Annotated in this window: 21 protein-coding genes and 2 pseudogenes; 10 read left to right on the top strand and 13 right to left on the bottom strand. The window is 58.9% G+C overall.

Going from position 1 to position 23203, the window contains the following annotated elements; genetic code table 11:
• Positions 1 to 73 precede the first annotated feature (73 nt).
• From M0G74_RS00195 to rpsB, 6 genes are all read right to left on the bottom strand, one after another.
• On the bottom strand, positions 74 to 919 hold the full coding sequence (locus tag M0G74_RS00195) for a phosphatidate cytidylyltransferase (RefSeq protein ID WP_160153038.1): 846 nt from the start codon (positions 917 to 919) through the stop codon (positions 74 to 76).
• 48 nt (positions 920 to 967) lie between these two features.
• On the bottom strand, positions 968 to 1729 hold the full coding sequence (gene uppS, locus M0G74_RS00200; RefSeq protein WP_160153037.1) for a polyprenyl diphosphate synthase: 762 nt from the start codon (positions 1727 to 1729) through the stop codon (positions 968 to 970).
• Positions 1729 to 2286 carry a ribosome recycling factor gene (gene frr, locus M0G74_RS00205; protein WP_160153036.1) on the bottom strand — a complete coding sequence of 186 codons (558 nt, stop codon included), beginning with the start codon at positions 2284 to 2286 and terminating at the stop codon, positions 1729 to 1731. Before frr ends, uppS begins: the two co-directional genes overlap by 1 nt.
• Entirely contained in the window at positions 2283 to 3020 is a 738-nt protein-coding gene (gene pyrH / locus M0G74_RS00210) for a UMP kinase (RefSeq protein ID WP_078084825.1), read from the bottom strand. The genes frr and pyrH overlap by 4 nt, the downstream gene beginning before the upstream one ends.
• Before the next feature lie 314 nt (positions 3021 to 3334).
• On the bottom strand, positions 3335 to 4198 hold the full coding sequence (tsf, locus tag M0G74_RS00215) for a translation elongation factor Ts (protein WP_160153035.1): 864 nt from the start codon (positions 4196 to 4198) through the stop codon (positions 3335 to 3337).
• 120 nt (positions 4199 to 4318) lie between these two features.
• Positions 4319 to 5068, bottom strand: coding sequence for a 30S ribosomal protein S2 (gene rpsB, locus M0G74_RS00220; RefSeq protein WP_160153034.1), 750 nt, complete (start codon positions 5066 to 5068; stop codon positions 4319 to 4321).
• Between the two features lie 470 nt (positions 5069 to 5538).
• Between rpsB and map the strand changes: the two genes are divergently transcribed.
• The 7 genes from map (at position 5539) to dapE (ending at position 14165) form a co-directional block, all read left to right on the top strand.
• Positions 5539 to 6309, top strand: a complete 771-nt coding sequence (map, locus tag M0G74_RS00225; RefSeq protein WP_160153033.1) for a type I methionyl aminopeptidase — start codon at positions 5539 to 5541, stop codon at positions 6307 to 6309.
• A gap of 135 nt (positions 6310 to 6444) precedes the next feature.
• Positions 6445 to 9180 (top strand): [protein-PII] uridylyltransferase, encoded by a 2736-nt coding sequence (locus M0G74_RS00230; RefSeq protein WP_160153032.1) that lies wholly within the window; start codon positions 6445 to 6447, stop codon positions 9178 to 9180.
• A 65-nt stretch (positions 9181 to 9245) separates the two neighbouring features.
• Complete coding sequence (gene dapC, locus M0G74_RS00235; RefSeq protein ID WP_248213225.1) at positions 9246 to 10433, top strand: succinyldiaminopimelate transaminase; 1188 nt, start codon at positions 9246 to 9248, stop codon at positions 10431 to 10433.
• Positions 10434 to 10456: 23 nt separating this feature from the next.
• Positions 10457 to 11125, top strand: a complete 669-nt coding sequence (gene nth / locus M0G74_RS00240; protein ID WP_248213228.1) for an endonuclease III — start codon at positions 10457 to 10459, stop codon at positions 11123 to 11125.
• A 39-nt stretch (positions 11126 to 11164) separates the two neighbouring features.
• The gene (locus tag M0G74_RS00245) at positions 11165 to 11509 is read left to right on the top strand and encodes an ArsC family reductase (RefSeq protein ID WP_248213230.1); all 345 of its coding nucleotides are present in this window, start codon (positions 11165 to 11167) and stop codon (positions 11507 to 11509) included.
• 77 nt (positions 11510 to 11586) lie between these two features.
• Positions 11587 to 12618 (top strand): 2,3,4,5-tetrahydropyridine-2,6-dicarboxylate N-succinyltransferase, encoded by a 1032-nt coding sequence (gene dapD, locus M0G74_RS00250; protein ID WP_248213233.1) that lies wholly within the window; start codon positions 11587 to 11589, stop codon positions 12616 to 12618.
• Positions 12619 to 13034: 416 nt separating this feature from the next.
• Positions 13035 to 14165 (top strand): succinyl-diaminopimelate desuccinylase, encoded by a 1131-nt coding sequence (gene dapE, locus M0G74_RS00255; RefSeq protein ID WP_248213243.1) that lies wholly within the window; start codon positions 13035 to 13037, stop codon positions 14163 to 14165.
• 76 nt (positions 14166 to 14241) lie between these two features.
• Here dapE and M0G74_RS00260 read toward each other — a convergent pair whose 3' ends face one another.
• The 3 genes from M0G74_RS00260 to M0G74_RS00270 form a co-directional block, all read right to left on the bottom strand.
• A complete protein-coding gene (locus M0G74_RS00260; RefSeq protein ID WP_248213245.1) occupies positions 14242 to 14619 on the bottom strand; it encodes a hypothetical protein in 378 nt (125 codons plus the stop codon).
• A gap of 7 nt (positions 14620 to 14626) precedes the next feature.
• Positions 14627 to 15178 (bottom strand): flavodoxin, encoded by a 552-nt coding sequence (locus M0G74_RS00265; RefSeq protein WP_248213247.1) that lies wholly within the window; start codon positions 15176 to 15178, stop codon positions 14627 to 14629.
• A gap of 206 nt (positions 15179 to 15384) precedes the next feature.
• A complete protein-coding gene (locus M0G74_RS00270; protein WP_248213249.1) occupies positions 15385 to 15873 on the bottom strand; it encodes a Spy/CpxP family protein refolding chaperone in 489 nt (162 codons plus the stop codon).
• A 231-nt stretch (positions 15874 to 16104) separates the two neighbouring features.
• Here M0G74_RS00270 and M0G74_RS00275 point away from each other — a divergent pair, with 231 nt between their 5' ends.
• The 3 genes from M0G74_RS00275 to M0G74_RS00285 all read left to right on the top strand — a co-directional run bounded on the left by M0G74_RS00275 (position 16105) and on the right by M0G74_RS00285 (position 19061).
• Positions 16105 to 16809, top strand: a complete 705-nt coding sequence (locus M0G74_RS00275; protein ID WP_160153023.1) for a response regulator transcription factor — start codon at positions 16105 to 16107, stop codon at positions 16807 to 16809.
• Positions 16810 to 16814: 5 nt separating this feature from the next.
• Positions 16815 to 18188 carry an ATP-binding protein gene (locus M0G74_RS00280; RefSeq protein ID WP_248213251.1) on the top strand — a complete coding sequence of 458 codons (1374 nt, stop codon included), beginning with the start codon at positions 16815 to 16817 and terminating at the stop codon, positions 18186 to 18188.
• A gap of 162 nt (positions 18189 to 18350) precedes the next feature.
• Positions 18351 to 19061 carry an SRPBCC family protein gene (locus tag M0G74_RS00285; RefSeq protein WP_248213254.1) on the top strand — a complete coding sequence of 237 codons (711 nt, stop codon included), beginning with the start codon at positions 18351 to 18353 and terminating at the stop codon, positions 19059 to 19061.
• A 510-nt stretch (positions 19062 to 19571) separates the two neighbouring features.
• On the opposite strand, the pseudogene rluB reads toward M0G74_RS00285, so the two are convergent.
• The 4 genes and pseudogenes from rluB to M0G74_RS00305 form a co-directional block, all read right to left on the bottom strand.
• Positions 19572 to 20396 (bottom strand): annotated as a pseudogene (rluB, locus tag M0G74_RS00290) (23S rRNA pseudouridine(2605) synthase RluB); the annotation flags it as partial.
• Positions 20393 to 21223 (bottom strand): SMC-Scp complex subunit ScpB, encoded by an 831-nt coding sequence (gene scpB / locus M0G74_RS00295; RefSeq protein WP_248213261.1) that lies wholly within the window; start codon positions 21221 to 21223, stop codon positions 20393 to 20395. The gene scpB and the pseudogene rluB, both read right to left, overlap by 4 nt.
• Positions 21224 to 21528: 305 nt before the next feature.
• A pseudogene (locus M0G74_RS00300) lies at positions 21529 to 22371 on the bottom strand (ScpA family protein); the annotation flags it as partial.
• 204 nt (positions 22372 to 22575) lie between these two features.
• Positions 22576 to 23199: an L-threonylcarbamoyladenylate synthase gene (locus tag M0G74_RS00305; RefSeq protein ID WP_248213270.1), complete on the bottom strand. Its 624-nt coding sequence runs from the start codon at positions 23197 to 23199 to the stop codon at positions 22576 to 22578.
• Positions 23200 to 23203: the final 4 nt, after the last annotated feature.

Raw genomic sequence — 23203 nt, forward strand, 5'->3', positions numbered from 1 at the left:
GGCATTCGCCGGTGCAAAGGCCGAAATTTCAGCAGCTCGCCGCACAAACGTCAGCGGGGCGAGTGGAAGAATCTTACAAATATTTGGGTAGCTCACTGGCCAGTGCCGCCATGGTAAAGACCGGCAGTGCCGCGGTGAGACTATCGAGGCGATCGAGAATACCGCCGTGCCCCGGCAGGATCCGACTGCTGTCTTTAATGCCCCGGTGGCGCTTGAACATACTCTCCACCAGGTCGCCAATGACCGAAGCCAGTGCCGTAACCAGCACCCCGAACGTAAACAGCACAGTATTTTTTGTCGGCAGATCAAATGCGATCGATACTCCCAATGCCAGGATCAGACAGGCGGCCAGACCGCCGAAAAAGCCCTCCCAGGACTTTCCGGGACTCACTTCCCGCGCCAGCTTGTGCTTGCCGAATTTGCGCCCAACAAAATAGGCGCCCACATCGGCGGCCACCACAACCGCAACAACAAACAAAACCAGCCAGGCACCGTGCTCCAGGCCCTGCAAAATAACCACAGACAGCCAGGCAGGCACCAGCACCACCAGGCCGATAACGCCCCGCGCCCAGCGGTTACCCCACAGCATGGCACTGGCCGGGTAGCCCTGCACCCACAGGAAGGCCAGCGCCCACCAACCACAGGCCACGGCCAGAATCTGGCGTGCCCGGCCGGTATCAGGACTGGAAAAATCGAATTGGAATACGTAGTCAGCGGTCGCAACCAGAGCCGCACCCAGCGCTGCCAGAAAGACGAAGCGCAAAGCTCTGTTCAGATTGGAAAGGTTGGCCCACTCCCAGCCACCCAGCAGGATGACTGCAGCAATCACAATCGCGAACCACTGCATGGGCACGAAAAAAAGCAGCCCCAGAAAAAGAGCAACCAACACCAGCGCGGTAATTATTCTTTGTTTTAGCACCGTTCAACCCTTGATCAGTTTTATTTCGGTGGCCGGTTCAGCGCGCCCTCAGGCCTGCGCTTCCAGCCCGTCTTCGTTGCGCCCGCCATAACGGCGATCACGATACCGGTAAGCCGCAAGTGCGGCATCCAGCTCGCTGACCGTAAAATCCGGCCACAAGGTATCTGTAAAGTAAAATTCGCTATAAGCCGCTTGCCAGAGGATGAAATTGCTAATCCGCTGCTCCCCACTGGAGCGGATCAACAGATCCACCGGCGGCAAATCTGCCAGCTGTACATGTTCTGACAAGGCGGTATCGTCGATGGACTCCACCGTACGCAGACCGTCAACCACTTGCTGCGCCAGCGTCCTGGCCGCCTGGGCAATATCCCACTGGCCGCCGTAATCCGCTGCAATCACCAGGGTGCCATTGTCGCCATCCCGGGTGAGCGTTTCCGCTTCAGTGATCGCCCGTTGCAAACGGGGCGAAAAGCGATCCCGGCGCCCAATCACCCGCAAGCGGATTCCCTGCTCCTGCATGCGGCGCGCCTCGCGCCGCAGGTAGGAGTGGAACAGCGTCATCAGCAACTCCACCTCTTTCGGTGGGCGCTGCCAATTCTCACTGGAGAAGGCAAACAGGGTAAGCGCCTCGACATGGCGCTCTTTGCAGGCCTCGATCAGATCCCGGATCCGCTCGACGCCCGCCTTGTGGCCGGCGGAGGGCGACAAGCCCCGGCGCGCCGCCCAGCGTCCATTGCCATCCATGATGATGGCTACGTGGCGCGGTCCCGCCTGCTCGTGTGCATCCACACCAGTACCGCCTACAGACATCAGATTTCCATCAGGTCCTTTTCTTTTGCCGCCAGTGCTTTTTCCACCTCGGCAACGTACTTGTCTGTCAGCTTCTGGATCTCGTCTCCGGCGCGACGCTCGTCGTCTTCGGAGATTTCCTTTTCTTTCACCAGCGCTTTGACTTCGGCCAGTGCGTCACGGCGATTGTTGCGGATGGAAACCCGCGCACTTTCCGCTTCACTTTTGGCCTGGCGAGTGAAGTTCTTACGGGTCTCTTCCGTCAGCATTGGCATCGGGATACGGATGACCGCACCGGCAGTGCTCGGATTGAGGCCCAGGTCGGACTTCATGATCGCCTTTTCAATATCCGGTACCAGCGGCTTTTCCCAGGGGGTTACCGCCAGGGTGCGCGCGTCTTCCACGGTAATATTGGCCACCTGCGACAGGGGCACATCGCTACCGTAGTAGGACACCTGGATTCCGTCGAGAATGCTCGGGTGCGCACGGCCGGTGCGGATCTTGTTGAAATTGCTACCCAGGGCATCCAGGGCTTTTTTCATGCGCCCTTCGGCGTCTTTCTTGATATCGTCAATCACTGATTCACATCCTCTTCAATAAGTGTGCCCTCTTCGCCGCCGACAACGATATTCAGCAGCGCGCCAGTTTTATCCATCCGGAAAACCCGCACAGGCATGTTGTGCTCGCGACAGAGGCAGATTGCGGTTAAATCCATAACACCGAGCTTTTTGTCGAGTACCGCGTCGTAGGTGAGGCGGTCATAACGGGTGGCGTCGGGCACCAGTACCGGGTCGGCCGAATAAACGCCATCCACTTTGGTGGCCTTGAGCACCATCTCCGCCTCGATCTCGATTCCGCGCAGACAGGCTGCAGAGTCGGTCGTAAAGAACGGATTACCGGTACCCGCGGCAAAAATCAGTACTTCACCACGCTCCAGATAACGGATGGCTGCGCGTCGATCGTAGTGGTCGACAATACCGCTCATCTGGATGGCTGACATGACCCGGGAGGAAATATTCGAACGCTCCAGGGCATCGCGCAGCGCCAGTGCATTCATGACTGTCGCCAGCATCCCCATGTGGTCTCCGGTTACCCGGTCGAGACCAGCCGCATTCAGGGCCGCGCCACGGAACAGGTTGCCACCGCCGACCACCAGGCCGACCTGCACCCCGATACCTACCAGCTGACCAATTTCCAGTGCCATCTTGTCCAGCACTTTGGGGCTGATTCCAAACCCCTGCTCGCCCATCAGCTCCTCTCCGCTGAGCTTTAACAGGATTCGCTTGTACTTGCGGTCTTTAATACCTGGCATCCCTTGTTCCTCAACTGTCACGGGCTAAATTCTTGGTTGAGACGCAACCGGCGTTCCGGTTCGCGCCCGCCGAACATTACAACAAATTCGACGCATTACCTATGGCTTTGCCGATGGTTTCCCACCGCGCTCGCCGATCTGGCCTGGCTACTAACTCTATATTCAGCTGCCTGCGCAGCCCAGCTGTTCAAATTTTGAACGAAAATTCCTGTTGGCCAGATACCACAGCGGGGCGCCCCGGCGGTATTCTAACGAACACACCGGGAGCACCCCGCTGGCGCCAGCAACCAAGAGGTTGCCGGCGATTTCAGACATCAAGAGCTGGCTTTAACCTGAGCGGCAACTTCCGCTGCGAAGTCCACCTCTTCCTTCTCGATACCTTCACCCACTTCAAAACGCACGAAGCTCACAACTTCGCCACCAGCGTCTTTTACCAGTTTGGCAACGGTAACTTCCGGGTTCTTGACGAAAGGCTGTTCCACCAGGCTGTTTTCCTTGAGGAACTTCTTGATACGGCCGCCCATCATCTTCTCGACGATTTCGGCAGGCTTGCCTTCCATATCCGGCTGGGCCTTGATGATTTCCTTCTCTTTTTCCAGCACTTCCTCGGACATATCTTCCGGCTTCACAACCTGCGGGTTTACCGCGGTTACGTGCATGGCCACATCGCGCGCGGTTTCAACGTCACCGGCACTCAGGGTTACGATAGCCGCCAGACGGTTGGTGGAGTGCACATAGGCACCCACAACCGGCGCTTCAACCAGCTGAATACGACGAACGCCGATGTTCTCACCGATTTTCTGTACCAGCGCTTCACGGGCCTCTTCCAGCTCACCTTCCATCAGTGCAGCAACATTTACCTGACGCTCAGCAAATGCCTTGTCCACAACCTTGGCAACGAACGCCTTGAAGTTGTCGTCGCGAGCAACGAAGTCAGTTTCGGAGTTCACTTCTACCAGAACACCGTAGCTGCCGTCTTCGGCAACTTTTGCGGCTACAACGCCATCAGCGGCGGTACGGCCAGCTTTCTTGGCCGCTTTCAGGCCGGATGCCTTGCGCAGGTCTTCAATCGCTTTTTCGATGTCGCCATCCGCTTCAGTCAGTGCTTTTTTGCACTCCAGCATCGGCAGGCCAGTGCGCTCGCGCAGTTCTTTTACCATTGACGGGGTAATCGCCATGATTCAATCCTCGGGTTCAGATTCAAATTCTTTGATGGATTTGAAAAAAAGGGGCCGGATAAGTGGCCCCTTTTCCCTGCAGCGTAACGTAAAAATGTTACACCGCCAGTCGTTCGCGACTTATTCCGCAGCTGCGGCTTGGTCGTCACCAGCTTCTACGTACTCGTTCTGAGCAGTGCTGGCACCAGCGTCTGCAGCACCCGCCAGGATAGCGTCGGCAGCAACAGTGGTGTACAGCTTGATGGCGCGAATGGCGTCATCGTTGCCAGGAATTACGTAGTCAACACCTTCCGGGCTGCTGTTGGTATCAACGATACCGATCACCGGGATACCCAGCTTGTTGGCTTCCTGGATGGCGATACGCTCGTGCTCAACGTCGATCACGAACAGTGCGTCCGGCAGGCCGCCCATGTCCTTGATACCGCCGATGGAGCGCTCGAGCTTCTCCATGGTGCGAGTGCGCATCAGGGCTTCTTTCTTGGTCAGCTTCTCGAAGGTACCGTCCTGAGACTGGGTTTCGAGGTCGCGGAAACGCTTGATGGAAGCACGGATGGTTTTGTAGTTGGTGAGCATGCCACCCAACCAGCGGTTGCTGACGTAGGGCTGACCTGAGCGCTCGGCTTGCTCTTTGATGGACTTCTGCGCAGCGCGCTTGGTGCCAACAAACAGAACTTTCTTCTTCTGAGCAGCCATACCCCGGATAACTTGCAGGGCTTCATTGAACGCTGGAACAGTGTGCTCCAGGTTGATGATGTGAATCTTGTTGCGGGCACCAAAGATGAATTGACCCATCTTCGGGTTCCAGTAGCGGGTCTGGTGGCCAAAGTGCACACCAGCCTGCAGCATATCGCGCATGCTTACTTGCGGCATAAAAAACCTCAATATCAGACGGAAGCGTCGGGCTTAACGACTGCCGATCACTTCCCGGGTTACATCCTCCATACACCCCATTCACCAATCCCTATCACCACTGCATTACAGTGCTGACAAAGACACCCAGGCGAATGTGCCGGTATATGTGCGGCGTTTGTTCAGGACAGGAAAACCTTGCCCCGATGTTTAGTTTCACTCCGGGCACCGCCCAAAGCGGCGCGCTTTATACCACATATGCCACGGAGCTGGAAGCGCAAAAGCTGCCACCGCCGGCTTTACTCTCCGCCGCAAGCCCCGTTTTTCAATGACCATGATAGAGACAGCTTAATGCCGCCGCCCGGCAATTCCGCTACAATATCGCGCCGCACCAGACTCTCACCATATTCTCAGCCCGCAAACCGGCCCTGTGAGAGCGGCGCCCCAAGACTGACCACGCAGTAACGTTCATCACTAATCTGGGAAGATTCATGACCAACGCCGTAAAAACACCGGAACAAATCGCCAAAATGCGCACCGCTGGCCGCCTGGCCGCCGAGGTGCTGGAAATGATTGGTGAATATGTAGTCCCCGGCGTCACCACGGAAGAACTGGATCGCCGCTGCCACGACTATATAGTCAACGTACAGCAGGCCATTCCTGCCTGCCTGGGATATCGCGGTTTCCCCAAGTCCATCTGCACCTCGGTGAATGAGGTTATCTGTCACGGCATCCCGTCGGAGTCCAAAGTGTTGAAGAAAGGCGACATCATCAATATCGATGTCACCGTGATCAAAGATGGTTGGTACGGCGACACCTCCAAGATGTATTTCGTCGGCAAGCCCGCGACCCACGCAGAACGCCTGGTCAAGATCACACAGGAATGCCTGTACAAAGCCATCGACATTGTCCGCCCGGGCACTACCCTCGGCGATATCGGCCATGTGATTCAGCAGCACGCCGAGAGCAACTACTACAGCGTGGTGAAGGACTTCTGCGGTCACGGCATCGGCGACGTCTTCCACGAAGACCCGCAGATACTGCACTACGGCAAGCCGGGCACCGGACAGGTGCTGGAAGAAGGCATGACCTTTACCATTGAACCCATGATCAACGCCGGCAAACCCGGCAGTCGCGTACTGCGCGACGGCTGGACCGCGGTCACCGTCGACCGCCGCCTGTCCGCGCAATGGGAACACACCATGGTCGTAACCGGCACCGGTGTAGAAATTCTGACCGCGCGCAAGGAAGAGTCCTTTTAACTGACGGGCGCCTCCCCAGGCGCTCACACCGTCATCTCCGCGTGAATGTGGCCAATAGCGGCCAGGGAAGGAACAACCGGCCCGGGAGCAGAGCGACCTCGCCTGCTCACCGCGCCGAACCCGGAATCGATACCGATGAATGCCAAGCAGCTGGCCCAGATCCCGCACTTTGAAAAACCGCTGTTTTTCTTTGACCAGTCGCGCTTCCGCCGCGATTTGGCGGAGGGCACCAGGCCCACACTGGAAATTTTCAAGGACGCTGCCGGCGCCGCCAACACCCATATGGCGCGGCGTTTCCGCGAAGGCGAGGATGTGCGCACCCTGGTCTACGAGCGCGCCCTGTTTGTGGACTGCCTGCTGCACTACGCCTGGCACCAGTTCCAGTGGTCCCAGAACATCAGCCTGCTGGCGGTGGGCGGCTACGGCCGCGGCGAACTGCACCCCAAATCCGATATCGACCTGCTGATCCTCACCGAAGACAAGCCGGACGAGGCCACCGTCGACAATATCGAACGCCTGGTCGCCTTTCTGTGGGACCTGAAACTGGATATCGGCCACTCGGTCCGCACCATCGACCACTGCGTGGAGATGGCGGCCCAGGACATCACCGTCGCCACCAACCTGCTGGAATGTCGCACCGTGGTTGGCAACCCCAGCCTGTGCGAAACCCTGACCGAGCGCATGACACCGGAAAACGTCTGGCCCGCCGACAAGTTTTTCAGCGCCAAGTACGACGAGCAACAGGAGCGTCACCGCAAACAGCGCGGTGCGGAGTACAACCTCGAGCCCAATATCAAAAATGCTCCCGGCGGCCTGCGCGACATCCAGACCATCAACTGGGTCGCCAAGCGTTACTTCCAGGTACGCACCCTGAAACAACTGCAGGGCAAGGGATTCTTCACCGAGGAAGAATTCGCCATTCTGCAGTCCGGCGAGGATTTCCTGTGGCGGGTACGCTACGGCCTGCACCTGCTGGCCGGGCGACCGGAAGAGCGGCTGCTGTTCGACTACCAACGCGAACTGGCACGGGAGTTCGGCTACAAGGACAACGACACCCACCTCGCTGTCGAACAGTTCATGCACACCTATTACCGCATCGTTATGGCCCTGCGGGAGCTGAACGATGTACTGCTGCAATTCCTCGATGAGGTCATTTTGCAGCGCGGTAAACACCTGCCGGTCACCCCCATTAACGAGCGCTTCCAGCTGCGCGGCAATACCATCGAAGCCGCGGTCACCCGCACCTTTATCGAGTACCCGCCAGCGCTGCTGGAAATATTTGTGCTGATGGCCAACAACCCGGAAATTCACGGGGTGCGGGCCTCCACCATCCGCCTGATCCGCGAACACCGTCACCTGATCGACGACCAGTTCCGTGCAGATCCGACCAATGCGCGACTGTTCATGCAACTGCTGCGCAGCCCCCGCGGCCTGTCCACGCAGCTGACCCGCATGACCCGCTACGGCATCCTCGGGCGCTACCTGCCGGAATTTGGCCGGGTTACCGGGCAGATGCAGCACGACCTCTTCCACATCTATACCGTGGACGCGCACACCCTGCAGGTGGTGAGCAACATGCGCAGCTTCCGCGGCGACGACGCCTGGGACAAATTCCCGCTGGCCGCGGAAATTCTCTCGCGCATGCGCAAGCCGGAGCTGCTGTATATCGCCGGCCTGTATCACGATATTGCCAAGGGGCGCGGCGGCGATCACTCCAAACTGGGCGTCATCGACGCGGACGCCTTCTGTCGCCGACACGGCCTTTCGGCCCGCGACCGCCGCCTGGTGTGCTGGCTGGTGGAAAAACACTTGCTGATGAGTGCGGTATCCCAGAAGCAGGACATTACCGACCCGGAAGTAGTGCACGCCTTTGCCGCCGAAGTGGGCGACCGCGAACACCTGGATTACCTCTACGCGCTGACCGTGGCCGACATCAACGCCACCAACCCGGACCTGTGGAACAGCTGGCGTGCCAGCCTGATGCGCCAGCTCTACCAGTACACCCAGCGCGCCCTGCGCCGCGGCCTGGAAAACCCCATCGACCGCGATGAAATCTACGAGGAAACCCAGGCACAGGCCCGCAATATGCTGCGCGCCATGGGCTTGCCCAGCCTGGCGGTGGAAGATATCTGGTCGGAGATGGGCGAGGACTATTTCGTACGCGAGAGCGCCGACAATATCACCTGGCACACGGCCGCCATTTACCAGCTGCAGAAAGACCCGAACCGGGACGCCGACAGCGACACCCTGGTACTGACCCGCAACTCGGGTCCCGGTGAACACGACGGCGCCACCGAGGTATTCGTCTACACCCCGGACAGACCCAACGTCTTCGCCGCGGTTGTCACCGGCCTGGATATGCTGAACCTGAACATCCACGATGCGCGCCTCTACAGCTCCGCCGGCGGTTACACCCTGGACACCTTCTATGTGCTGGATGAATCCGGGCAGCCACTGCTGGACGAACCGCATCGTTTAGAGCAGATTCGCAATACCCTGCAGCAAGAACTGAAACTGGTGGAGGACTACTCCAAGGTCATCAAGCGCCGCACTCCGCGCCGCCTGAAAATGTTCCACCTGCCGAGCCAGGCTCATATTTCCACCGAGCCGGAAGATACCTACAGCACTCTGGAAATCACCAGTGCCGACAGGCCCGGCCTGCTGGCGCGGATCGCGCGGATTTTCATTACCCACGACCTGCGACTGCACAACGCCAAGATTTCCACGCTGGGGGAGCGCGTCGAGGATATTTTCCATATCACCGATGCCGACGATCAGCCGCTCACTGATATGCAACTGATCGAAACCCTCGAGCAGGCCATCTGCCAGGAGCTGGATGCCCATCAGGCCACACTGCCGCCGCAGCCCTGACGCAAGTCAGCCACTGCGTGAAGACACGATCAAAAACAGAAAAACGGACAAGCAGAAACTCGACCATGAACCCGAATTTGCAGCAGTTGCAGCCCTACCCTTTTGCCAAGCTGGCACAACTGAAAGCGGGCATTGAAGAGCCGGCGGATCTTGCCCATATCGCCCTGTCCATCGGTGAGCCCAAACATGCGCCCCCCGCTTTTGTACGCGACGAGCTGATCGACAACCTGGACAAACTTTCTGCCTATCCCCTGACCAAGGGGCTGGATGCACTGCGGGAAACCATCGCCAACTGGTTGTGCCATCGCTTCAAACTCGACAGCCTGAGTGCAGACACTCAGGTCATTCCGGTGAACGGCACCCGTGAAGCACTGTTCGCGTTTGCCCAGGCAGTGGTATCCCCCGGCTCAAAGGTGTTGATGCCGAACCCCTTCTACCAGATCTACGAGGGCGCCGCGTTTCTCGCCGGTGCCACACCGCACTTCATCAACTGCAGCGCGGATACCCAGTTCAAGCCGGACTTTGCGGCAGTGCCCGCGTCGGTCTGGGAGCAGTGTGACCTGCTCTACCTGTGCACGCCGGGCAATCCTACCGGTGCACTGCTCAGCACCGATGACCTCAAGCAACTGATCGCGCTTGCCGACCAGTACGACTTCACCATTGCCTCGGACGAATGTTATTCCGAGCTCTACTTCGACGAAGGCAATGCCCCCGCCGGCCTGCTGCAGGCCTGTGCAGAGTTGGGCCGCAATGACTACCACCGCTGCGTGGTTTTCCACAGTCTGTCGAAGCGATCCAACCTCCCCGGGTTGCGCTCCGGTTTCGTCGCCGGCGACGCCGACATTCTGGAAAAATTCCTGCTGTACCGCACCTACCACGGCTGCGCCATGCCGGTGCCCACCCAGTACGCCTCCATTGCTGCCTGGCAGGACGAACAGCATGTGAAAGAAAACCGTGACCTTTACCGGCAGAAATTCGATGCGGTACTGGAGATACTCGACGGTTGCCTGGAAGTGGAAAAACCGGAAGCCAGCTTTTACCTGTGGCCCAAAGTGGGCAACGGCGAAACCTTCGCCCGCGAGCTGTTCCGCCAGCAACACATCACCGTGCTCCCCGGCGCCTACCTGGCCCGCGAAGCCAATGGCGTAAACCCGGGTGCCGCGTATGTGCGCATGGCCCTGGTGGCCACCCTGGAGGAATGCATTGAAGCGGCGAAACGTATTCGCCAATTCTGCGGTAGCAATTCGATGTAGGAGCCTGGGTACAGGCGAACAAGATGACGGCAAAAAATCTTTTAAAACAGGAGCGGGTCGATTACATCCTGCACAGGCTGGAAGACCTCTACCCGGAAACCCCGATTCCCCTCGACCACTTCGATGCCTACTCCCTATTAGTGGCAGTACTGCTCTCCGCCCAGTGCACCGATGAAAGGGTCAACCAGATTACACCGGCGCTGTGGGAGCTGGCAGACAATCCCTACGACATGGCAAAGGTGCCGGTAGAGAAAATCCGCGAGGTCATCCGCCCCTGTGGCCTATCGCCACAGAAATCCAAAGCGATACAGAAGCTTTCGGAAATTCTCGTCAACGAATACCACGGCCAGGTACCGGAAAATATGGCCGCACTGGAAACCCTGCCCGGTGTCGGTCACAAGACCGCGAGCGTGGTCATGGCGCAATCCTTTGGTCACCCGGCGTTTCCGGTAGACACCCATATTCACCGACTGGCCCAGCGCTGGGGGCTCAGCTCCGGCAAAAATGTCGCGCAGACAGAGAAAGACCTCAAGCGCCTGTTCCCCAAAGAGAAATGGAACAAGCTGCATCTACAGATCATTTTTTACGGCCGCGAATTCTGCAGTGCCCGCGGTTGCGACGGCACCGTGTGTGAGATCTGTACCACCTGCTACCCCGCGCGCAAAAATCCCAAGAAAACCAAAAAGGCCTGATCCGGTATCCGGCCCGCTTATGAATCGACAGGAAACACCATGATTACCCTTTACGGCATCAAGAATTGCGACACCGTAAAAAAGGCCCGCAAGTGGCTGGAACAGAATGAAGTGGAATACCGCTTCCACGACTTCCGCGACAATGGCATGGACAGCGTACCGCTGTCGGACTGGCTGGCAGCGTTCGGCTGGGAGCAAGTCCTGAACCGCCGTTCCACCAGCTGGCGCGCACTGGATGACGCGCAAAAAGATGCAATGGACAACGGCAGTGCAGCCACCCTGGCCACGGAAACCCCAACACTGATCAAGCGCCCGGTAATGACCAAAGGCGACGAAACCCTGTTTGGCTTCAAGGCGGACACCTACGCCTCATTTGTGAAGTAGCGCCGGTTTCGCGCAATAAATTTAAATCGCTATCAGATTCATCAACAGAATTTCAGACTCAGGAAAAGGAAACCAACATGAGCAACCTATACAGCATCGGCTTCGGCGTCGGCACCTGCAACAGCAAGGGCGAATGGCTCGAAGTCTACTTCCCCCAGCCGCTCCTGAATCCGGCTGACGCCATTGCCAGCGCCGTAACCAGCACCCTCAACATCGACGGCGGCAATGTGGCCGTTGCGCTGGAAGAAGCACAACTGCAACCGCTGGCCGATCAACTGGAAAGCGCCGGCGCCAGCGAGCAAGCCGCCATCCTGCGCCAGTTCGCCAGTAGCCAGCGTCCGCTGGTCGCAGTGGTGCTGCACAGCGACGAAGCGCCCCAGTCCGTGCCTGAGTCCTACCTGAAGCTGCACCTGCTGTCGCATCGCCTGGTAAAACCCCACGGCACCAAGCTGGACGGTATCTTCGGCCAGCTGGCCAACGTCGCCTGGACCAATCAGGGCGCCATCGACCTGCAGGAACTGCCACAGCGCCAGCTGGAAGCACGCCTCAAGGGCGAGCTGCTGGAAGTTTCCTGCGTGGACAAGTTCCCGAAAATGACCAACTACGTAGTGCCTACCGGCGTACGCATCGCCCACACCGCCCGCGTGCGCCTGGGCGCCTACCTGGGCGAAGGCACCACCATCATGCACGAGGGCTTCGTGAACTTTAACGCGGGCACCGAGGGCCCCGGCATGATCGAAGGCCGTATTTCTGCCGGTGTATTTGTCGGTGCAGGCTCTGACCTGGGCGGCGGCAGCTCCACCATGGGCACACTGTCCGGCGGCGGCAATATCGTAATCTCCCTTGGCGAAGGCTGCCTGCTCGGCGCCAACTCCGGCACCGGAATCCCCCTGGGCGATCGCTGCACCGTAGAGTCCGGCCTGTACATCACTGCCGGCACCAAAGTCTCCGTTCTGGACGACAAGGGTGCAGAAGTTGAAGCAGTAAAAGCGCGCGATCTGGCGGGCAAATCTGACCTGTTGTTCCGTCGTAACTCCAGCACTGGTGCGGTTGAGTGTCTGACCAACAAGAGTGCGGTGGAGTTGAATGCGGAGTTGCATAGCAACTAAATATTGACCTGCTGGTTATCGGGTTCGCATTGATTAAACCCGGTGGCGGCAGATCATCAGGGGGAGCTTTCCGGAATCGGGCTAGGCGCCCCCCTTGAATACATCCCTGTACGCTCCGTCGGTGCCATCCATGGCACCGACGGTTCCGAAAGGCTCCACCCAGCGCTTTGCCTTCAGACGACCTCTTGCACTCCGAGTCGGACATAAAGGTCGCCCTACTGAATTAATTTAGCGTAATCAACTTCAACGCGAAGGCCTGCCTGCCGGGGGCTGTTCGCGAGACCTTCTAAAACAGGGATGTTTTAGAAGAGCCCCCAGGGATGGGTTCACGGCGTGTCTCGCGAACAGCCCCCGGCAGGCAAGCCGCCACAAAACAGGAACAGTGCTCCAAACAAAAAGCCACGGAGCCAAAAACTATGACCCCAACAGTACAACTCACCTGCGACCTGATTAGCAGACAGTCTGTCACCCCCGAAGACGCCGGTTGCATGGAACTGATGCTGGAACGCCTGGAAAAAATCGGTTTCAAAACCGAACACCTGCGTTTCGGCGATACCGATAATTTCTGGTCCGTGCGCGGCGAAGAAGGTCCGTTATTTGCCTTCGCCGGCCATACCGACGTAGTCCCAACCGGTCCCGAAGCCAACTGGCAACACCCGCCCTTTGAGCCGAAAATCGTCGACGGCATGCTCTACGGCCGCGGTGCCGCAGACATGAAAGGCTCCCTCGCCGCCATGGTTGTAGCCTGTGAAGAATTCGTCGCCGCCCACCCGGATCACAAAGGCCGTGTCGCCTTCCTGATCACCAGTGACGAAGAAGGTCCGGCCAAACACGGTACCGTGAAAGTGGTCGAGTGGCTGGAAAAGCGCAACGAAAAGATTACCTGGTGCCTGGTAGGCGAACCCTCCAGCACCACCCTCGCCGGTGACGTCATCAAAAACGGCCGTCGCGGCTCACTGGGCCTGGAGCTCACCGTGTTCGGCATCCAGGGCCACGTCGCCTACCCGCACCTGGCGGAAAACCCGGTGCACAAACTGGCACCGGCGCTCGCCGAACTGGCAGCGGAAGAGTGGGACCAGGGCAACGACTTTTTCCCGGCCACCAGCTTCCAGGTTTCCAACATCAACGGCGGCACCGGTGCCACCAATGTGATTCCCGGCGATGTGAAAGTCGTGTGCAACTGGCGCTTCTCCACCGAAACCACCGCGGAAGACCTGGAGCGCCGCGCCCGTGCGATTTTTGACAAGCACGGTCTCAAATACGAAGCCGACTTCAACCTCTCTGGCCAGCCATTCCTGACCGCCGAAGGCCCGTTGGTGGAGTCTGCGCAGGCAGCCATCAAGAAAGTCACCGGTCGCGACACCGAACTCTCCACCGCCGGTGGTACCTCCGACGGGCGCTTTATCGCACCGACCGGAGCACAGGTTGTGGAACTGGGCCCGGTCAACGCCACCATCCACAAGGTGGATGAGTGCGTGAAGGCCGACGATCTGGATCTGGTAAAAGATATGTACCGGGAAATTTTGGTGGGCTTGCTGGCCAGTTAAACACTGTGGTCAGCCCATAAAAAAACGCGGCCTCAAGCCGCGTTTTTTTATGGGAGTGCAGATAGTTGCAACGGTATCAATGCAGGCGACCATGCTTGCTCGCCGATTGCGGCGGCTCACTGTCATCAAAACCGTGGGCCATCACAAAGTAGTAAAGTACTTGCTCCTGTCCATCGGCCTCGGCCATCAGGTCGAAAATCACTTCGTCTTTGTCACCCGGTGTCGCACGCACCGAGCTGATCAATTCCGGTTCCACAAAAATTTCGCCCACCAGGCGCTTGCCACGCACCAGCTGTACCAGCAGCGTTTGCTGGTTTTCCTGGGCAAATCGCCAGTGGAAATCCTCATCGTCGTAGAGGATTGAATCGGGAGAGCCTGCGCGGAGAATGCAGTTGCAGTGGTCCGCGAGCCAGGGCCAGAATTCCTGCAGAGACTTTTTATTGGAGTCGGCCATTGCGCCCTCAGTCCTCAAGCTCGGTGACGCTGTCGGCACCACCGTCGAGGTCAAACTCCTCGGCAATCTGCTGACACCAGGCATTGAGGCGCCCACCGGTCAGTTCTTCCTGCTGGTCTTCATCGATGGCAAGACCCACAAAAATGTTCTGCCCAGCCACTTCGGCCTTGGACGCTTCAAACTCGTAGCCCTGGGTAGGCCAATGTCCGATGATGGCAGCACCTTTGGCCACAATCACATCGTGCAGCATGCCCATGGCGTCGAGAAAATAGTCACCATAGCCGAACTGGTCACCGAGACCGAACAGGGCCACGGTCTTGCCGGTAAAGTCGATTTCCTGCACATCCTCCCAGAAATCTTCCCAGTCGGACTGGATCTGTCCGAAGTCCCAGGTGGGAATGCCCAGGATTAGCTGGTCGTAATCTGCAATCTCCAGCTGGGTAACGTCGGCGATATCGTGAATATCCACCCGTTCCTCGCCCAGACGGGCGGCGATTCGCTGGGCAATACTCTCGGTATTGCCCTCGTCACTGCCATAAAACAGGCCGATCTTGCTCACAATCTCTCCTCAACTGCCAAATGCTGCCCTCTGGGGCAGGTGCCGGGCTCGCACTAGACTTTCGCCAGGCCGCACCAGCGGGGCGGGCATTTTCCCAACATTGAGCAGATAAAAAAAGCCCCTGCAGTTGCAGGGGCCCAGGGGGATGGCTCGCCGGCTGTTGGGGTGGGCGCCGGCGGGCCGAGAAGCGACTGATTGACCGCTAATTAATCTTCATCGCGCTCCCAGCGCTGCTTGCGCTCTTCGTGACGGGCCTTGCGCTCGGCTTTCAGCTGTTCCAGTTTGGCCTTCTGTTCGTTGGTCAGGATGGACTCAAACTGCACGCGTTTTTCCTGCATCCGCTGCATTTTGCGGACTTCCAGCTGGCCCAGCTTGGCTCCGAGACTGTCGAGGGTCGCCTGATCGGCGTCGGACTCAATGGCCTCGCGCAGCTGCATGTGTACCTCGCGCATCGCTTCGCGATCGGCCTTGCGCGCCTCTTTACCTGCCTCGCGATTGGCTTTCAGCTGCGCCTGTTGCCCTTCGGTCAGGTCCAGCTCCTCCGCCAGGCGCTCGAACATGCGTTCGTGGTGATGGCCGCCTTTGTGGTGACCGCGAGGTCTGTGATCCCCATCGGGGAAGGCCATTACCATTCCGGACGTGGCCAACGCGCTACCCAGTACCAGGCTACCGGCAAGTGCTTTCCATTTGTTCATAGACTCATCCTCTAGTGATGCTGATTGTTGATACCGCTTTGGCGATATGTCTGCGTTTCGCTTTTCCCGAGTCGGTAGGTGCATACTAGGCTCACGGACTGTAAACAGGGGATAACGGCGGTAAACATTTGTTAAGAACGGTAAAACGCGCAAAACCTTCCCCCAAGTGCCCGCCCCTCTGGACATATAATGGCCCCAACAACGATGTAACATAGCGGACACCAATCAGCCATGAGCCATATCCTACTGGTCGACGACGACACCGAACTGACAGAGCTGCTGGAAGAGTTTCTGTTGGGTGAAGGGTTTGCGGTCACCGTTGCCAACGACGGCGGCCGAGGCCTGGAGCTGGCCCGCAGCCAGCCCTTCGATGCACTGGTTTTGGATGTGATGCTGCCGGTGCACAATGGCTTTGATGTGTTGCGCAAACTGCGGGAAGACGCTGGCAACCCCAGCCACTCCCTGCCCGTGGTGATGCTGACCGCCAAGGGCGATACCGTAGACCGCATCGTCGGGCTCGAAATGGGCGCGGATGACTACCTGCCCAAACCCTGCAACCCCAGGGAACTGGCCGCTCGGCTGCGGGCGATACTGCGCCGCGGGCGTACCGAAGTGGAGACCAGCGACGACAACCTCAGTAGCGGCCAGTTGCGCCTGATGCCCAGAGAGCACCAGTGCCTCTGGGCAGACCAGCCCGTCAACCTGACCGGCGCAGAATTTTCCGTGCTCAAGGTACTGGTGGAAAATGCCGGTGAGGTCGTCAGCAAAGAGGTACTGACGGAGCAGGCCCTGGGGCGCAAATTGATGCCCTATGACCGCTCCATCGATGTTCACGTCAGCAACATCCGCAAGAAGCTGGCGGAGCAAGGCGCCAGCCGGGAGCTGATCATCAACATACGCGGTGCTGGCTATATGCTTACCAGCAGTCAGGCTTAAGCAGCATGAGCAGCCTGTTCGGAAGAATGTTTCTGGGTGCCTGGCTTACCGCAGTCATCATGGTGCTATCAGCGGTTTACATTACCCATATCCGGGAGTTTGGCGATCCGCGCCAGAAAGACCGCTGGGAAGGGCCGGAGCTCTTCCGCGAGATTACCGACAATCTGCGCATGACCCGCCGCCACGGCACCGATCATTTCCGGCACTGGCTGGAGCGCCAACCCAAGAAAATTCAACAACGCATTTTCGCGATTGACGGCAGCGGAGCAGAAGTCCTTGGACGTGCCCTGCCCCGATCCATGGCCCCCCTGTTCAGCGCGCTAAATTACCGCAATCGGGAAACACGGGGGCTGGTGGACAAGAAACCGAGCGTCGGCTTCTTCATTCCCCAGCGCGGAAGTGACAGCCTGCGGGTTGTATTCATTGCCGGTAAAAGCAAGGAAGAACTACTGTTGCGCTTCTTGCTGCGCAATTTCTGGCAAATCCTGGTACTCGCCACCCTGGCCTCTGGGCTGGCCTGCTACTGGCTGGCACGCTACCTCAGTAAGCCGATGGACAACCTGCGGGTCGCCACCCGGCGCGTCGCCGCAGGTGACCTCAGCTATCGGGTTGCCCCGGCACTGCACGGGCACGGCCGGGAGCTGGGGGAGCTGGCGGCGGACTTCGACTCCATGACCGCACAACTGCAGGAATCCATGGGGGAGCAGCGCCGACTGATCAAGGATGTCTCCCACGAGCTGCGCTCACCCCTCGCTCGCCTGCAGGTGGCGCTGGGTATCGCCCGACAAAAAAATGTTCAGGCACTGGACCCGGAACTGGACAAGATCGGCAAAGCGGCAGACTACCTGGAAGACATCATTGCCGACATCCTGTCCCTGCCGGTTAGTGGCAGCGACGAGCGCCCGCTGGACGATGTGGTTGAGATTAACAGCCTGTTAGCAGCGCTCATTGACGACCTGAAAGACGAGGCGGCAATAAAACAATTGCACTTTGTCAGCCAATGCGACGACCACGAGCTACTGGTCGCCACCCGTGGCAGCTCCCTGACCGCGGCGCTGGAAAACATTCTGCGCAATGCCATTAAATACAGCCCGCAGGGCGGACGGGTTACGGTGAATGTTCAACACCGTAAAAACGAGTGCCAGATTGATGTCACCGACTCTGGTAATGGTGTGCCCGCAGAAGAGTTACAGGCGATATTCCGCCCCTTCTACCGCACCGACGAGGCGCGCAGCCGCGAGAGCGGAGGCTTTGGCCTGGGCCTGGCCATCGCCCAGCGCACCCTGGCGCAGCACCACGGCAAGATCGAAGCCTTTAATGCGCACGGCGCCGGCCTGTGTGTGCGCATGACCTTGCCACTGCTGGATACCAGTTTTTAAAAAGGGCACAAAAAACGCGCGAACTGGCGAACCGTCATAGCAGCCAGTACACTCCAAAGCAGTGAACCGAGCGAGTGCCACTCCATTGTCCAGCCTCTACCGGGCCGGGGCTTGGCCTCAAAATACCGGTTCAATTACTCGGGTCTGACGGGGGAGTCCGCCATGCGCTGGATACTGTATATTCTGATTTTTCTCGCCTTGCTGGTACTCGCCGGCTTTCTCTTCCCTCGGGTGGCCACGACCGAGCGCAGTGTTTATATCGCCGAGCCGCCAGAGGTGGTTTTCCCCTACCTGAACAATTTCCGCAATTTCAATAAATGGTCCCCCTGGTACCAGGTTGACCCCGAGACCCAGTACAGTTACGAGGGTTTTTCCGAAGGCAACGGGGCAGTCATGAAGTGGACCAGTGACAACCCCAGCGTGGGCAAGGGCTCCCAGACCATTACCGCCAGCGAACCCTATTCCCGGGTTGCCACCGACCTGGACTTCGGTGACCAGGGTACCGCCAAGGCAGAATTCGCACTGCAACCGCAGGGCAGTGGCACCAATGTAACCTGGTCATTTTCTTCCGAAATGGGCAGCAGCCCCATCGCCCGCTGGATGGGACTGATGGTGTCGAAGATGGTGGGCAAATCCTACCAAGAGGGTTTGCAAAAACTGAAGTCTGTCGTTGAGGCCGAAAGTGCTTCCGGCAACGAGGCGGCCCCGCCTGTAAATGCCACGCCGTCCACCGAAGAGCCCGGTACCATCGAGCCGGAAGAGATAGACCCAGGCATGGAAAACCAGATCATCGAGGGCGACGACCTCGAGGTTCCGGATACCGATGGCGACGCGCTTGAAGAGTTCCAGCCGGAGGAACAGCCACAGCCATGAGCTGAGCTGAGCTGAGCTGAGCTGCGAATATTCAGCCCTGAGCGAAGAACATGCAGCCCTGAGCGAAGAACATGCAGCCCTGAGCGATGAACATGCAGCCCTGAGCGAATATTTAACCCACGCAAACAGCCTCAGGGCCGCGCGACACCCAAATGAAAAAGGCAGCTTACGCTGCCTATTTCATTTGTCGTGCTGTGTTTTTCACGCACCGGACTATTTACCAGAGCGACGTTCCCTTGGGCCTTTAGTTGGGCTTTTTGTCGAACCTTTTGCCGGGCCTTTCCCCGAGCTCTTGGTCGGGCCCTTTGCCGGGCCTTTCCCCGCACCTTTTGATCCTTGCGATGCCTTGCCCGCGCCCGCGCGCTTATCCGGGCTGCCTAATGATGGCTTTCCGCGGGGCTTGGCCGCCGTACCAGCCGGCCCTTTGCGTTCCGGCTTATCAGCAGTCCGCCTGTCGCTCGCCCGAGCGGGTTCCGCCGCCGCTGTCGCCTTGCCCCCGGCTGGAACCGGCGATTTACGCAGCTTGCGACGCTGGCGCTGCAGGGTTTCTTTCTCGGCCTGGGTCAGCGGTCGCTGGCCCAGTCTGGGCAGACCGGCAGTAACACAGAGGTCATCGATTTCGCGCGGCTCCATTTCGATCCACTGCCCCACGCGTACGTGAGACGGGATAAACACGCTGCCGTAACGTACCCGCTTCAAGCGGCTTACGCGCACATTCTGGGATTCCCACAGGCGGCGGACCTCGCGGTTGCGCCCTTCCATGACCACACAGTAAAACCAGCGGTTGGAACCCTCACCACCACTTTCCACTATGTCGGTAAACTTGGCTTCACCATCTTCCAGCTGCACGCCTTTCACCAGGCGCCGTTTCATTTCCTCGTCCACCTGGCCCTGAATCCGCACCAGGTACTCGCGGTCAATCACCGAGGAAGGGTGCATCAGCTTGTTAGCCAGTTCACCACTGTTGGTAAACAGCAGCAGGCCGCTGGTGTTGAAGTCCAGCCGCCCGACAGAAATCCAGCGCCCGCTCTTCAGACGGGGCAGGCGATCGTAAACCGTGGGACGCCCTTCCGGGTCGTGGCGCGAGCAAATCTCGCCAATGGGTTTGTTGTACAGGATGACCCGCAGGCGATTTTCTTCACCGCCGGACAGGCGCTTGCCGTCAAATTCGATCTGATCATCGTCACTGACCCGCTCGCCGAGCCCGGCCACTTCACCATTGACGGTCACTCTTCCCGCCTCGATGGCCCGCTCCATTTCCCGGCGCGAACCCAAGCCCGCTCGGGCCAATACTTTTTGCAGTTTTTCGCCCGCTGGCGCTGCGTCATTACTCATGAATTGAGGTTTTCCGGGGATTTGAATTCATCTTCAACAAGCGTTTCCGGCTCGTCGTGAGCAGTCTCGGCGCCTTCTGCGTCCGCTTCTGCATTTTCCATTTCTTCAGCGTAGTCTTCGGTCACGGCCGGAGAGGCTTGTTCCGCATCTGCGGTCTCGGATTCATCCGCCGCATCTCCAAGCTCTACCGCTTGGGACTCTGGCGCTTCCGGGGTTTCTTCCCCCTCCACTTCACCGTCCTCCGCTGCCGCCGGCGGGGGAACATCGCCCAGATCCAACGCCGCATTCAGGCTTTCGATATCGCGGATTTCCGCCAGGGTCGGCAGGTCCTCGAGGCTTTTCAGATTGAAATAGTCGAGGAATTCGCGGGTGGTCGCGTAGAGGGAGGGCTTGCCGGGCACGTCCCGCTGCCCCACCACCTTGATCCAACCGCGCTCCGAGAGACTTTTGACGATATGGGAACTCACCGCGACACCGCGGATTTCCTCGATATCGCCGCGGGTAATCGGCTGGCGGTAAGCGATGATTGCCAGTGTCTCCAGGGTAGCCCGGGAGTACTTCTGCGGTTTTTCTTCCCACAGCTTGTTGACCCAGGGAGCCAGATCTTCCGGCACCTGAAAGCGCCAGCCGCTGGCCACCTGGCGCAGCTCGAAGCCGCGCTCGACACAGTTTTCGGCAATCTGCTCCAGGACTTCTTTCAGCGCCGCCTTTTCCGGGCGCTCGCCTTCGTCGATCAGTGACAGCAGGCGGTCTTCCGACAGCGGCTGGGCGGCTGCCAGCAATGCGCCTTCCACAATCCGGCGCAACAATTCCGGGGCAATACTCATTTTCTCGCGTTCACTCGGGTTCAGCTGAACACCGGCGGGGTATCCGCGGTTTCAACAGAGGTTTCTTGTTCTTGATCTGGTTCAAGTCCGGAATCAGTACCGGGCTCCGCCACAGCAACCACTGGATTCTCCGCGACCTGCGGCACCTCGTCATCGAAGTCTGATTCGGTGCCGCTCGTCACTTCCGATTCCGGCGTACCAAAGCTCTGTGCGTCTTCCGCATTGGCGACAGTATCGCGCTCGGCGTCGATATCATCATCCATGAACTCAGCGTCATCATCCAACTCGTCGGACGGCTGCTCTACTTCACCGCGGGCGCGGACATGAATGGCACCGAAGGCTTCGTTCTGAACCAGCTCCAGCAGGGACTCTTTCACCAGCTCCATCACTGCCAGGAAGGTAACCACCACGCCCAGACGGCCCTCTTCCGCCTTGAACAGGCTGACGAAGGGCACAAACTGGCGGTGGCGGATCTTATCCAGTACCTGGGTCATGCGCTCGCGGGTGGAAAGTTTCTCTTTTTCCACCTGGTGACTCTCAAACATATCCGCACGGCGCAACACATCGGCCAGAGCGACCAGTACCTCTTTCAGGTCCACTTCCGGCTCGGGGCGAGTGAGCTTGCGATCCGGGCCAGTGGCACTGGCCTGGTGGACATCCCGCCCCATGCGCGGCAGTTCGTCCATATCTTCCGCCGCGGTTTTGAAGCGCTCGTATTCTTGCAGGCGGCGAATCAGCGCCGCACGGGGGTCTTCCCCCTCCTCTTCTTCCGCTTCCGGTGGGCGCGGCAACAGCATGCGCGACTTGATCTCGGCCAGCATGGCCGCCATCACCAGATATTCCGCCGCCAACTCGAAGCGCATCGCGGTCATCATTTCGACATAGCCCATGTACTGGCGGGTGATGTCGGCAACGTTGATCTCGAGAATGTCCAGATTCTGGCGGCGAATCAGGTACAGCAGCAGGTCGAGGGGCCCTTCAAAGGCCTCGAGAATGACTTCCAGGGCGTCCGGCGGGATATACAGGTCGCTGGGCAGGTTGGTGAAGGCTTTGCCCTCCACCATGGCGAACGGCATTTCCCCCTGGCGCGGGCCACTGCCCTGGGCAGTGCCGTCTGCTGCGGCATCCGTTACCGCCGCTTCGTCCACCAGTTCGATAGTGACGCGCTGTTCACCTTCAGTATCCGCGACTTCCGCGTCAGCAGCGGTGTGCAATTCAGCCGTTTCAACCGGCTCAGCCGTCTTAGCATTGCCGGCATCATTTGCCACACCGGCCGCTACCGCTTCTTCTATTTCGTCACTGGACACACTGCAGCCCTTCGGCAAAACCAAACGCGCGATTATACATCAGTGTCAGCCGAGAATTTCATCAATTGCACCACAGCCCTGGCGCACCAGGACCGGCTCGTCACCGGTCAGATCCACCACCGTAGTTGCCTCCATACCGCAGAAGCCGCCATCGATCACCAGCTCCACCTGATGCTCCAGAGTTTCGCGGATGTCGTAGGGGTCAATCAGGGGTTGATCCTCCCCCGGCATGATCAGGCTACAACTCATCAAAGGCTCGCCCAGGGCGGCGATCAATCCCTGCACAATGGGGTTGTCGGGCACCCGCAGGCCGATGGTCTTGCGTTTGGCATGAGCCAGGCGGCGGGGCACTTCGGATGTGGCCGGCATAATAAAGGTGTAGGGACCGGGGGTGTGGTTTTTCAACAGGCGGAACATCTGATTGTCCACCTTGGCGTAGCTGGCCAGCTCGGACAGGTCCCGGCACATCAGGGTGAAGTTGTGATCCTTATCCAGCTTGCGCAAGGCGCGGATACGCTCCACCGCCAGTTTCTCGCCAAGCCGGCAACCAATGGCATAAGCGGAATCCGTGGGAAATACGATAACGCCACCGGCAGATACGATATCCGCGGCCTGACTGATCAGCCGCTCCTGTGGGTTTTCCGGATGAATCTGGAAGAACTGCGCCACAACT

The sequence above is a fragment of the Microbulbifer sp. CAU 1566 genome (assembly GCF_023156515.1).
Lineage (GTDB): Bacteria > Pseudomonadota > Gammaproteobacteria > Pseudomonadales > Cellvibrionaceae > Microbulbifer.